The organism is Bacillus sp. ISL-78 (assembly GCF_018613455.1).
Classification (GTDB): Bacteria; Bacillota; Bacilli; order Bacillales; family DSM-1321; genus Peribacillus; species Peribacillus frigoritolerans.
Window position 1 is genome coordinate 259389 of record NZ_JAGGQC010000003.1, and the last position, 12612, is coordinate 272000.

Consider the following 12612-nt stretch of genomic DNA (forward strand, 5'->3'; position numbering starts at 1 on the left):
AATCATCATAATCCTGGATATAGTAATATCATACAGGAATGCATAAAGAATGAAAAAGATTTACATTTACATTAAAATAGGCTTAACAATATTTGCATATAATGAAATCAAAAAGAACAGAAGGTGTGTACATGACTGAGAAACATTTAATCGTATTGGATCTTGATGGTACTCTACTTACAGATAACAAAACAATTTCTTCAAGGACTAAAAAAACACTCCTAAAACTTAAAGAAGATGGACACGAGGTTATGATTGCCACTGGGCGCCCCTTTCGTTCAAGTGAACTTTATTACCGGGAATTGGGGTTGACTACACCAATCGTCAATTTCAATGGCGCTTTCGTCCATCACCCATTACATACAAGCTGGGGGGTATATCACTCTCCACTGGATATAAATGTTGCGAAAGAAATTGTCGAAGCGTGTGATCAGTTTACATATCATAACATCATTGCTGAAGTCCGGGATGAGGTTTATGTCCATTATCATGATGAAAAGTTGATGAACATGTTCAATCTAGGAAATCCGATCATGAAGACAGGTGATTTGCGTAATTACCTTCAGGATTCCCCAACTTCGATGCTGATTCACACAGATAGTGAATTCGTAGGACAGATTCGCCAGCATCTATCCGATGTCCATGCAGAATTGGTCGATCACCGCCGCTGGGCAGAGCCTTTTCATATCATCGAAATAATAAAAAGCGGGTTAAGTAAAGCAGTGGGGCTTAAACGCGTATCCAACTATCTGGAAATTCCTCAAAACAGGATAATCGCGTTCGGTGATGAAGATAATGATTTGGAAATGCTCGAGTATGCGGGAACCGGGGTGGCCATGGGGAATGCGATCTCACCAGTAAAAACGGTAGCAAATACGACGACATTGACGAATGAAGAAGATGGGATAGCCGTCTTCCTCGAAGAAAAATTCAATATAAAAGCCTAATACGTCATTTTTTACCTTCATAATATTCAACTATCAAGCCAAACTAATATGGACAACAGATTCATTCCGTTGTCGACAACGCTCAGAATCGGAGGAGATAAGAATGGGTAAAAGCAGTAAATCTAAACGATTTGTACAGCAGGGCAAAGAAAGTGTTGCCAGGCATGCCGAAAAAATCCCTTATCACACTACGTTTGAAGAGGCAGAAAAAGACAGGTTAAGAATTATGTCTGAACAAAGCTATGGTGGCTTCTAATGGGAAACAAATTATTCCAAAAGGCTAGGGAATTTGTTGAAGAAGCTCTCCACTCTGAGCATGACGGTGATCAGCATAAAACAGAGGAATTTGTTGAAGAAGCTCTCCACTCTGAGCATGACGGTGACCAGCATAAGACAGAGGAAATCGCTAAAAACGCTCTTTCATCAGCCTTTGCCAATACGAACGAGGCTGAAAAAGAACAATTGCGAGAACTCCAGCAAGAGCTGGAAAATCACTCTAAGTAAAGTGAAAGCCTCCAGGGATTCCTGGAGGCTTTCACTTTTTCATCTTTCGTGCCTTACCGCTTTTTTCACCGATGTCCTTATAAAATTCTTTACCACGGTAATCAGCAGTTGCTTCCCCGCCCTTTTGCCCAATTTCCCGGTAAAAATCCTTGTCGTGATTTTTAGAAGTGGCTTCCCCGCCTTTACGGCCTGCTTCCTGCCTGCTCATTTTTTCATCGTTAGCCATTTTTATCACTTCCTTCATATTAAAACGCCGAAATGCCGCCTTTTGTAATAGAAGTGTAATGGTCGTTTTTTATTCCCTTCGGAAAGTCCCAACAATTCCTGACGTTTCTATGATGTTTGTGAACGCGTGTGGATCCACTTCCTTGATGATCCTTTCAAGGTCATACAGTTCATACCTTGTAATGACAATCAATAACATTTCCTTCGTTTCGTTAGTGAATGCACCTTTTGCGGGAACCCTTGTAATTCCGCGAACTAATTTAGCATGGATTGCCTGTTTAAGCTCTTCGCTTTTCTTTGTAATGATCATGGCCGTTAGTTTTTCATGACGTGTATGTATCGCGTCCACGACACGGGTCGATGTATAAAGGGTAACAAGTGTATACAAAGCTTTTTCCGGTCCATAAACAGCACCTGCCGTTACAATGATCACTCCATTCAGCAGAAATAAATAAGTCCCTACAGGTTTATCCTTCTTCCGTGAAAGAAGCATGGCGATAATATCCATTCCGCCAGTCGATGCACCGTATTTCAGGGTGATCCCCACACCTACTGCAGCTATGACTCCGCCAAATACTGCATTCAATAATATGTCAGGTGACCAGCGTGTAATCGGAATGATTTCCATAAAGAAGGACATCAAGGCAACGCTGAGGAAACTATAAAAAGTGAAAGACTTTCCTACCTTTCGCCAAGCAATGATCGTTACTGGAATGTTCAATAATAACAAGAGAATGCCTGTCGATACATTAAAAGGAGCAAAAGATCCAATCATCCTCGATAGAAGCTGGGCCACTCCGGTAAATCCGCTTGCATATACGTTTGCCGGTATCAAAAAAAAGTTCATTGCGATGGCATTAAGCAATGCTCCGACCACAACTATGATCATTTTCTTCATTTCACCACTGTACATCCTAAAAAACCTCCATTTCACCCTTATTCTATTATCTTTTTACCCTTAATTATTTATTCTATTTACGTAGAGATTGAATTTTTACCGTTACGTGCTACACTAAAAAGAAGAGTGACCACTCATTTTCTAAAAATTGTAAAAAGAAAGCAGGTGTATTATGGCTATCACAATTCTTGCAGATAGTGCATGTGATTTGCCGTTGTCTTTCTATAAGGAAAACAATGTTTCATTAATCCCTTTACAAGTCCATCTTGACGGGGAAACTTATGAAGATTTACTTACTATTAATTCTCACGAAGTCTATCAGGCGATGCTTGAAGGAAAAGCACCGAAAACATCGCAAGCTTCCCCAGAATACTTTATAGAACTTTTCACACAGTTTGCCAAAGAGAAAAAACAAGGGATATATATAGCCTTTTCCTCTGAGTTATCGGGAACATATCAAACGGCAGTGATGATTCTTAATCAGGTGAAGGAAGAGTATCCTGACCTTGACATTGAAATCGTCAATACGAAATGCGCTTCGATGGGCGTCGGTTTAATTGTAAAGATAGCAGCCGATCTGGCAGCAAACGGTGCCACTAAAGAAGAAATCCTGGCTGCAATCGAATTCCAAACGCGGCATATGGAGCATCTATTCACTGTAGATAACCTAGAATATCTGGCCCGTGGCGGCCGCATCTCCAAAACATCTGCCCTTGTTGGCGGTTTATTAAACATTAAACCGTTATTGCATGTTGAAGATGGGAAGCTTGTTCCGCTTGAAAAGATACGCGGCAAAAAGAAATTGATTAAACGAGTAATCGAATTAATGCACGAAAGAGGCAAAAATTTAACTACCCAAACGATTGCCATCAGTCATGGCGATGATGAAGCAACGGCCCTGGAATGGAAGGAAGCCATCCAAAATGAATTCGGGACAACTGACTTCATGATCCATACAATTGGCTCCGTCATCGGTGCACATGCCGGCCCTGGCACAATTGCCCTCTTCTTCTTAAACGATACCCCTGAGAAATCATAAACATACATACTCCCTTCCATAATTGTGAACAATATATATTGATCAGATAATGGAAGGGAGTTTTCACTATGTCCAAAACAACCGATGACAATAAAAGGCCAAAAGATAACCAAGCGAGAAATGCTGAAAAAAATATCGCTTATCAGGAAAACCTTGCTGCAGGAAAGCACTCCTATTCGAAGAAAACGGACCATAAATGAAGCGCGGGGCTTGTCCCCCCGCTTTTTTAATATCGTTTATATAGTTGTCTTCCTATCATACTTTCTCTATAATAAAGGAAATAAACCCTGCTGGAGGTAAGTGATGGCAAAGGAAAATTCATTTGATATTGTTTCGAAAGTAGACTTTTCAGAGGTAACGAATGCAGTTACCATGGCTATGAAGGAAATACAGACACGCTATGATTTTAAAGGGAGCATAAGCAGCATCACCATTGATAAAGAAGACCTGGTTCTAGTTTCAGACGATGAATATAAGCTCGAACAGCTAAAGGATGTTCTCATCAGTAAGCTCATTAAACGTGACGTACCCGTCAAGAACCTGGATTATGGCAAATTGGAAGGAGCTTCTGGCGGGACCGTTCGCCAACGGGCCAAGTTAATTCAAGGCATCGATAAGGAGCAAGCAAAAAAGATCAATACCATCATTAAAAATAGCGGTCTTAAAGTGAAAAGCCAGATCCAGGATGATCAAATCCGGGTTACCGGTAAGAACCGGGATGATTTACAAGGGATCATTTCCGCGATTCGGGGCGCTGACCTATCCATTGATGTACAATTCTTAAATTACCGCTAAGTATGAAGGCCTCACCTGCTTTGGGTGGGTCTTTTTTCATTTGTTGCAACTGCCTCCATCAACGTTCATCCCCCTTTTTCTCCAAATGAATCACCTTCATGGAACATGGAAAGACTAGTCATGTTCCCTTCAGTTAAAACATTTTCATGGGTATTTTTTCCATGTTTTCTTTTTCTTAAAAGAAGGAATAGAAAAAGCGTAGATAATTAAATGGGAGGCGTTTATATCTTGACTACTCAAAACCAAAATCAGAAAAAACAAGGATTTCCACCTCAACATCAGCAGCATCAACCTGGATTGGAAACAAAAATGGAACCGAACCCCGATTCAGTTAAAGCTGCCTACAAAGGAAGCGGCAAATTAAAAGGTAAAACGGCAATCATAACGGGAGGAGACAGCGGAATCGGTAAATCGGTTGCCATTTACTACGCTAAAGAAGGAGCTAATGTGACAGTTGCATACTTGGATGAACACGAGGATGCTAAAGCGACAAAAGAATTGATCGAAAAAGAAGGCCAGAAATGTTTACTCATTTCCGGTGATATCGGTGATGAAGCCTTCTGCCAGGATGTCGTCAAAAGAACGGTTGATGAATTTGGCGGTTTGGACATTCTAGTCAACAACGCCGGAGAACAGCATGTGCAGACAAGTATCCTGGACATTTCAACTGAACAATTGGAAAAAACGTTCCGCACGAATATTTTCTCGATGTTCCACTTAACTAAAGCTGCATTGAAGCACCTTAAAAAAGGAAGCAGCATCATTAATACAACCTCTATCACTGCCTATCAGGGCAACCCAAAACTAATCGATTACTCTTCAACAAAAGGTGCAATACTGGCATTTACAAGAGCCCTGTCGAACTCCATCTCAAAAGATGGCATCAGAGTGAACGGTGTGGCGCCAGGCCCGATCTGGACCCCGCTGATTCCTGCTTCATTCGGTGAAGAGGATGTTGCCAAATTCGGACAGGATACTCCAATGGGCCGTGCAGGTCAGCCTGAAGAATTGGCACCAGCGTATGTTTATTTGGCAAGTGATGATTCATCCTATGTCAGCGGACAAGTCATCCATGTAAACGGCGGGACCGTTGTAAACGGATAAGACCTTACCTTTTTTCCAAAAGCAGTGGATTTCACAAATTGAAATCCACTGCTTTTACTCTTTCAGGCAGGATATTTCCAGTTAACGCGGAATATATGAGTTGGAAGGAGTGGAGTCATTTTTGAAGAATATTGTAGATCCATGGTTCACCGTTCAAGAATTGGACTCAAAAACGTTTGCAATCAGTGAATATGGTCATTGGGAGAAAGTTCATTCCTTTTTATTGCTTGGTGAGACCAGGGCTGCCTTAATCGACACAGGGTTAGGCATCGATTCGATAAAGCGGATTACAGACCAGCTTACCGATCTTCCAATCATCGTCCTGACCACACACGTTCATGCGGATCATATCGGCGGTCATGGTGAATATGATACGATTTATGTTCATGGAGATGATGCCAATTGGCTGATTAACGGCATTGAAGGTTTGTCCTTGGAACAAATAAGAAAGAATATGGCCCGGGATATCACATTACCCATACCCGAATCATTCAATCCTTCTACATACATGCCATACCAGGGGTACCCTGATAGGCTCTTATCAGATGGGGACATGATTGATCTTGGAAACCGAAGTTTAATCATTTATCATACACCTGGTCATTCGCCTGGCCACATTTCAATCTTGGATGATGAAACAGGTTATTTATTTACTGGCGACCTGCTTTATTCAGATACTCCCGTTTATGCATTTTATCCCTCGACAAGCCCTGTAGACCTTGTGAACTCGTTGGAAAAGATCACAAAGATCAAGGCAGTCTCCAAAATCTATGGCGGACACAACCAACTAGGCCTCGAACCAAGCATCTTTGAAGAAGTCCTTGCAGCCATTCAATATCTTAAAGAGAATAAATTAGCCAGACACGGAACGGGTATACATGCATTCAAAAGTTTCAGCGTACATTTCTAGATAAAAAAGGCATTGCTTTTACGCAATGCCCTCTCGTTCAATAAGTCATGGCCATTGCACCTTGCTTGATCGATCTGCAGGAATGCCTTTCCACGAAATGATGTGGAATGATGGTCCCGGCAGGAGCATCTCCATTCTGCAGCATATGAATGATGCCCTTAGCGGCCTGATATCCCAAATCAAAAATATTAATATCTACGGAAGTCAGGGCTGGTAATGACAATTCAGAGAAAAGAACGTTATTGAAACTGACGATTGAAATTTCTTCAGGCGTGCGTACGCCCATCTCACGAAGTGAATGCACGATGCCAAGTGCCATGAGATCATCACTCACCACCAAAGCGGTTGGTGGTTCCTCAATGGATAATAACCTTTTTGCAGCTGCTTGTCCCCCTTCATGCAAAAAATCTTCATGCAGGGTATATTCCCCCCTTCGATCGATTCCAGCCCTCTTCAAAGCCCTTTCATAACCTGACAAGCGATCAAGGGTCATCACAAGGGTTACATCACCTCCGATGAATCCAATCCTTTCATGTCCTAGCTTTATGAGGTAATCCGTTGCCTGTTCGGCAGCCAAGACATTATCGTTATCAACATAAGTTATCTCTTCGATGTAATCATAGGGTTTCCCAATGATCACAAATGGAAAATCCCGTTCCCTCAAATAGGTCAGAATGTGATCGTTCATCCTTGAATACATCAGGATTATTCCATCCACCATCCCTCCCTGCACCATATTCACTACTCCTTCGCAGATTTCATCTTCTGTTTTTCCCGTGCTTAGCAACAGGGAGTAATGGTTTTCCTGGGCTCCCTCACTTAGACCCTGGAGGATCGTAGGAAAAAAGGGATTTTGATAATAATCATTTGACGAACTTGGCATTACCAAGCCAATGATCCTGGTCGATTGATTGGCAAGACTACGTGCAATGAAGTTTGGATGGTATCCTAATTTAGTCATCGCCTTACGTACCCGTACCTTTGTTTTTTCACTTATCCGAGGATTGTTTGCAATCACTCGAGATACTGTTGAAGGAGCAACATTCGCTAGCTGTGCCACATCTTTTATTGTGATGGCCATGCATTTCCCCTCTCCCTTCTTAGCCTTTATTGACTTCATTTAAAAAAAGGTGAATACCAATAAACACTTCTCTAATATTTTTTATATTTATACATTTCGCATGTATTCATAATACACTCAGTTCAATAGTTATATCCATACTTTTTTTAATGTTTATTTAATTTATCAGAAAATACCAACTTTTCTATCTTTTCATCTGAGTTTAAAATTCAAAAAGAAGCTGATGGATGATCAGCTTCTTGAAAAACGACAGATCTATTGGAAATTAAGAAGTCGGACGACTAACTACATAGGTTTTAGGCTAATTTCCAATCAAGTCCTTAGAATCAATAACGATAAATCCTTGTTTCATATGGACGTAAATCAATAAGGGGCAACTCAGGACAATCCTCATAATTAGCCAGCAAAAGCTCCATTTTTCCCCAATGGGAAAGGTCGATTTGATGGTGATTCATACTAAAGTTACATACTACCATGACTGAATTATCATTCATAGTTCTTGTATAAATATAAAGTTCGGGGTGATCTTCCCATAATAACTCATATTCCCCATAAACAAGGACCTGATGTTTTTTTCGAAGTTCAATCATCTTTTTATAAAAATGATAAATGGATGAAGGGTCATTTTTCTGCTGTTCTACATTAATCGCGCGATAATTTGGATTAATCCTCATCCAAGGGGTTCCATGAGTGAATCCGCCATTTTCAAGATCATTCCATTGCATTGGTGTTCGTGAATTATCACGGCCGCTATGCCATATAATGTTCATGATCTCATCATGAGGCCGACCTTTCGAGGTCTCTATCCTATAAAAGTTTTTCATTCCGACATCATCATAATCATCAATCGAATCAAATTGGACATTTGTCATGCCAATTTCCTGACCTTGATAAATAAAAGGTGTCCCTTGCATGAAAAAGTAAAGGGCCCCTATCATCTTTGCGCTTTCCAACCAATATTGATGATCATTTCCCCAGGTGGATACACTTCTCGGCTGGTCATGATTTTCAAAAAACAAAGCATTCCATCCTTTGTTTTTCAGCCCCTTTTGCCATTTGGTCATCGTTCGCTTTAACCCTTGAACATCAACAGCGTGATTCTGTCCCCTATTCCATAGACCAAGATGTTCAAATTGAAAGATCATATTGAACTTCCCATTCGATTCCCCGACCCATTCTTCCGCCTGCTCTATCCTGACGCCATTGGCCTCACCGACCGTCATGATATCATACTTAGAGAAAGTCTCTTCTTTCAACTCCTGAAGGTAATCCAGAATCCCGTCCTGATTGGTATGCATTTCAAACGCAGGTACATACTGATGCCAATAAGGATTGGGCATATCCGGAAGGCCTTCACGTTTATGAATATGCGTGATCGCATCAATCCGGAAGCCATCGATTCCCTTATCGAGCCACCAATTGACCATTTCATATAATGCCTTGCGCACATCAGTGTTTTTCCAGTTTAAGTCTGGCTGCTTTTCGGCAAATAGATGTAAATAGTATTGATTGGTCCTTTCATCGAATTTCCAGGCACTTCCGGAAAAGATGCTTTCCCAATTATTAGGCTCACGGCCGTCCTGCCCATCCCTCCAAATATACCAATCCCGTTTCGGATTATCGCGGGAAGAACGTGACTCGACGAACCAGGGGTGCTCATCACTTGTATGATTCAAAACAAGGTCGAGTATCACCTTCATCCCACGCCCGTGAACATCTTTCAATAACAGATCAATATCTTCGATTGAACCGAATTCATCGGAAACTGCTTGATAATCACTAATATCATAGCCATTATCCGCATTGGGCGATTTATAAAAAGGACAAATCCAAATGACATCAATCCCTAATTCCTGCAGATAGTCGAGCTTTGAAATCAAACCTTTTATGTCTCCGACTCCATCATCATTACTATCCATGAAACTGCGCGGGTAAATTTGATAGCAAACCGCTTCTTTCCACCAGGTCTTATTCATGCTGTAACCTCCCGATCCTGTTTTCCACAAAGCCTAAGGGACAATGTTTGGCGGCTACCGACAATCGAGAGGTATATGATTATTTTGGTTGATTCCGTTTTGAACGTTTAATAACCAAAGCAATGAATATACCAAAAATGAGAAGAACCAATCCTATGACTAACAGGTAAGGAATATTAATAATCGACTTAGGTGACAGCGTATAGATTTCTGTCGTCTCCCTATCGATCACTATAGAGTAACTGTTGTCCTTACTGCGGACCAGATCCCCATTCAGCATACCTCTCAACTCTTTATTACTTTCAAGTTCCTTATCAGAAAGGTTTATCGTTTGAGTTTCAGTCGTATTGTTCATGGCGACGACGATCGTTTCATCACCATATACACGCTTGAATACCGAAGCTCCACCTTTTTCATATAAAAGCTCCATATCCCCTTTTACCAATGCTGGGTACATGTCTCTGAGATCAGAAAGCTTCGTTATATATTCCACCAATTCCTGTTCTGTCTTAAAATTCATCAACTTGTGATTATCCGGGGCAATATCGCCATTTAAGGCAATTTCCGATCCATAAAATACGATAGGCACCCCTGGCATCGTATACAGATACGACAGAGCCATTCTCCATCTGGAGCCTGGATTTTCGTTATGATCGGCTGCATCCTTTGTAAAACGGGGCATTCCCTGTGTGTCCATGAACAATGCTTGATGGGCATTGCGCCCTAATTCATCTTCGCTTTTCGCAAACGCATTAAATACAGGTTTCAATTCCTTATCGGGCGCAGCAAATGCTTCACGCAGCTCAGCATTCTGCGGATAAGCCATAAAAGCATCGATACCCGTCTCCTTGTAGCTTGAGATCAATTCCGCATCACCTTGAACATCGCCGATTGTATAGAAATTTGATTTTTCAGATTTGACTGCATCCACAAATTCCTTCCAAAAATCTTTTGCTACGTATTGGACTTTATTTATACGGTATCCATCAATATCGGTTTCCGTTATCCACCATTTGGCTGCATCAAGTAAATATTTCCGTGTTTCATCATTATCTTGATTCAAATCGGGAAGACCATTAACCCACCCTGTTTCCAAATCCTTTTGGCTACCGTCCTTGGAAATCTTTTTTTCTTCATGGAACCAATCTTGTTTTTTTGGATCGTTCAGCCAAGCGGAGTCAGGGCCCACATTATTTGCTTGAAAATCAATGATCACCTTCATATCGCGTTTATGTGCCTCATTCACGAGTTTTTTAAACTCTTCCAATGTCCCATAGTGTTTATCCGTTTTATAAAAATCGGCCACCCAATCGCCATGATAGCCATTTGCATCATTAGCGAAAATCGGTGAAAGGATGATAGCGGTATAGCCCATATCTTTTAAATAATTCAGTTTCTTCGTGACACCTTCGAAATCCCCGCCATTAAACGCGGAAGGGTCATTCACGTTCGCATCTCCATTATTTTGGGTATCCCCATCGAAAAATCTGTCGACCAATAATGAATATACGATTTCATCCTTCCAAGTTCGTTGTTCTTTTTCAGCTGCTCCTACTGGAATGGCGTAAAAAAGAAGCAACGGAATTAAAGCGAGTGATAACGCTCTTTTTCTCATATCCGTTCTCCTCCTAGCTATCTCTTTACGCCTTTAAGATTAGCCTTTTGACCCCTTAACGTCAAATCCAATTTATAAAAAACTTTACACTTAAGGGACAAACTGGGGATTCCGGTTATGGTTACTGAATTGGAAAAGAGCCGAACACGGTTAACGTTCTTTTTTTATCTTCTTGACCGCTTTATCCAAAGCCCTTTTTGGTCTTGCCTTTTGAGTGGTCATTTCATCCATGGCTGAATTCATCGGTCCCCATACTTTATTCATTTCCGGAATATTCGGCACTGGTTCAGCGTATTGTAATTGTATGCTTAAGGCTTGTGCCCTTTCATTTTCTTTGATTGCGGCATTATGTTTAATCGATTTATTAGGTGGGATTTCCCCTGTCAAATCAAAACGCTTCATTGCATTATCATCATTAGTCAAATATTCAACTAACTTCGTAGACCAATAAGGGTGTTTTGTAAATGCTGTTACATGCCAGCCTTTGATTTCCATGAACGTTTTCATTGGCTGACCATTGGACAATTCCGGCATGGGGGCAAATCCTGTATCCTTTCGCTCGGTAAATGGGTTCCCGTCACTCATGATAGAAGCCAATTCACCTTGTAAAAACAACTTCTCGATTCCTGCCTTGCTGCCTTTAGGAATCAAACCCGCCCTATACCATTTTTGGATGTACGCAGCCCCTTTTATGGAACCCTTATTATTCAAACCAATGTCGGAAGGGTCTAACTTTCCATTCTTATCTTTAAATATATAACCTCCCATTCCAGCCATTACTCCATACGAATCATGGAAATCATTCCACTTGGCATAGTAACCATGCACGTTACGCTTTCTTAATTCCTTCGCCATTTTATAAAGGTCATTCATCGTCTCAGGAGCCTTAGCCATCAATTTTTTATTATAAATGAAGACGGAGGTTGTTACGGACTTTGGCAATCCAAAAACCTTATCTTGATACATCTCCCCCCTAATTGAAGGTTCAATGAATGCATCCAATACCTCATCTTTCACCTTCACTTCCTGAATTAAGCCTTCCTTCACGATTTGCCCGACTTTTTCATGGGGAAAAGTTACGACATCCGGTGCCTTTCCATTTCCGATTGGCCCATCTCGACGAAGTCGTTCATACATCCCGGTAGCCATTTCAAGCTCTTCATGCTCAACTTTGATTCCATATTCTTTTTCAAAGGCTTCAATCACCGGCTTTAGTGCCTCCGCTTTACCTTCTTCCTCCCAAATGATCAATTTTTCCGGCTTCGCTTCATTGCTGGCTTCGTCTTCTCTTTTCTTATCTTCTTTCACTGCTTTATTTTTATTTTCTAAATCTGAACTGGATCCGCAAGCACTTACACTAACAATCAATAATATGGACATGAACAAATGAAAAATCAGCTTCTTCACTTTCATTCTCCTTTTTGCAATGTTTATTCTATCATGTCCAAAAGCACCAAATAATACTGTTTTTCAGTTCAGTACTTCAAATAAAGCCAATTGATGAAAGCGATACCAAAG

Annotated in this window: 13 protein-coding genes and 1 pseudogene; 8 read left to right on the forward strand and 6 right to left on the reverse strand. The window is 41.0% G+C overall.

Annotated elements, in window-relative coordinates; translation table 11 throughout:
• Positions 1-131 precede the first annotated feature (131 nt).
• The 3 genes from J7I96_RS03725 (at position 132) to J7I96_RS03735 (ending at position 1451) form a co-directional block, all read left to right on the forward strand.
• On the forward strand, positions 132-947 hold the full coding sequence (locus tag J7I96_RS03725; RefSeq protein WP_053534120.1) for a Cof-type HAD-IIB family hydrolase: 816 nt from the start codon (positions 132-134) through the stop codon (positions 945-947).
• Between the two features lie 103 nt (positions 948-1050).
• Positions 1051-1203, forward strand: coding sequence for a hypothetical protein (locus J7I96_RS03730; RefSeq protein ID WP_164468789.1), 153 nt, complete (start codon positions 1051-1053; stop codon positions 1201-1203).
• The gene (locus J7I96_RS03735) at positions 1203-1451 is read left to right on the forward strand and encodes a DUF3813 domain-containing protein (RefSeq protein WP_057275840.1); all 249 of its coding nucleotides are present in this window, start codon (positions 1203-1205) and stop codon (positions 1449-1451) included. Before J7I96_RS03730 ends, J7I96_RS03735 begins: the two co-directional genes overlap by 1 nt.
• Before the next feature lie 49 nt (positions 1452-1500).
• On the opposite strand, the pseudogene J7I96_RS03740 reads toward J7I96_RS03735, so the two are convergent.
• Positions 1501-1677, reverse strand: a pseudogene (locus J7I96_RS03740) (KGG domain-containing protein); the annotation flags it as partial.
• Between the two features lie 69 nt (positions 1678-1746).
• Complete coding sequence (locus J7I96_RS03745; protein ID WP_214769278.1) at positions 1747-2589, reverse strand: YitT family protein; 843 nt, start codon at positions 2587-2589, stop codon at positions 1747-1749.
• 157 nt (positions 2590-2746) lie between these two features.
• Here J7I96_RS03745 and J7I96_RS03750 point away from each other — a divergent pair, with 157 nt between their 5' ends.
• The 5 genes from J7I96_RS03750 (at position 2747) to J7I96_RS03770 (ending at position 6422) form a co-directional block, all read left to right on the forward strand.
• Complete coding sequence (locus tag J7I96_RS03750; RefSeq protein ID WP_214769280.1) at positions 2747-3613, forward strand: DegV family protein; 867 nt, start codon at positions 2747-2749, stop codon at positions 3611-3613.
• A gap of 68 nt (positions 3614-3681) precedes the next feature.
• Entirely contained in the window at positions 3682-3813 is a 132-nt protein-coding gene (locus J7I96_RS03755; RefSeq protein WP_072272565.1) for a DUF3941 domain-containing protein, read from the forward strand.
• 103 nt (positions 3814-3916) lie between these two features.
• On the forward strand, positions 3917-4408 hold the full coding sequence (locus tag J7I96_RS03760) for a YajQ family cyclic di-GMP-binding protein (RefSeq protein ID WP_034314577.1): 492 nt from the start codon (positions 3917-3919) through the stop codon (positions 4406-4408).
• A 228-nt stretch (positions 4409-4636) separates the two neighbouring features.
• A complete protein-coding gene (locus tag J7I96_RS03765; RefSeq protein ID WP_251138046.1) occupies positions 4637-5512 on the forward strand; it encodes an SDR family oxidoreductase in 876 nt (291 codons plus the stop codon).
• 130 nt (positions 5513-5642) lie between these two features.
• Entirely contained in the window at positions 5643-6422 is a 780-nt protein-coding gene (locus J7I96_RS03770) for an MBL fold metallo-hydrolase (protein WP_396020060.1), read from the forward strand.
• Positions 6423-6459: 37 nt separating this feature from the next.
• On the opposite strand, the gene J7I96_RS03775 is transcribed toward J7I96_RS03770, so the two are convergent.
• The 4 genes from J7I96_RS03775 to J7I96_RS03790 form a co-directional block, all read right to left on the reverse strand.
• Positions 6460-7503: a LacI family DNA-binding transcriptional regulator gene (locus J7I96_RS03775; protein WP_214769301.1), complete on the reverse strand. Its 1044-nt coding sequence runs from the start codon at positions 7501-7503 to the stop codon at positions 6460-6462.
• A gap of 326 nt (positions 7504-7829) precedes the next feature.
• Entirely contained in the window at positions 7830-9479 is a 1650-nt protein-coding gene (locus J7I96_RS03780) for a glycoside hydrolase family 13 protein (RefSeq protein WP_214769304.1), read from the reverse strand.
• A 79-nt stretch (positions 9480-9558) separates the two neighbouring features.
• Complete coding sequence (locus tag J7I96_RS03785; RefSeq protein WP_214769308.1) at positions 9559-11094, reverse strand: alpha-amylase family glycosyl hydrolase; 1536 nt, start codon at positions 11092-11094, stop codon at positions 9559-9561.
• A gap of 150 nt (positions 11095-11244) precedes the next feature.
• Positions 11245-12501, reverse strand: a complete 1257-nt coding sequence (locus tag J7I96_RS03790) for an extracellular solute-binding protein (RefSeq protein ID WP_214769311.1) — start codon at positions 12499-12501, stop codon at positions 11245-11247.
• Between the last annotated feature and the right edge of the window lie 111 nt (positions 12502-12612).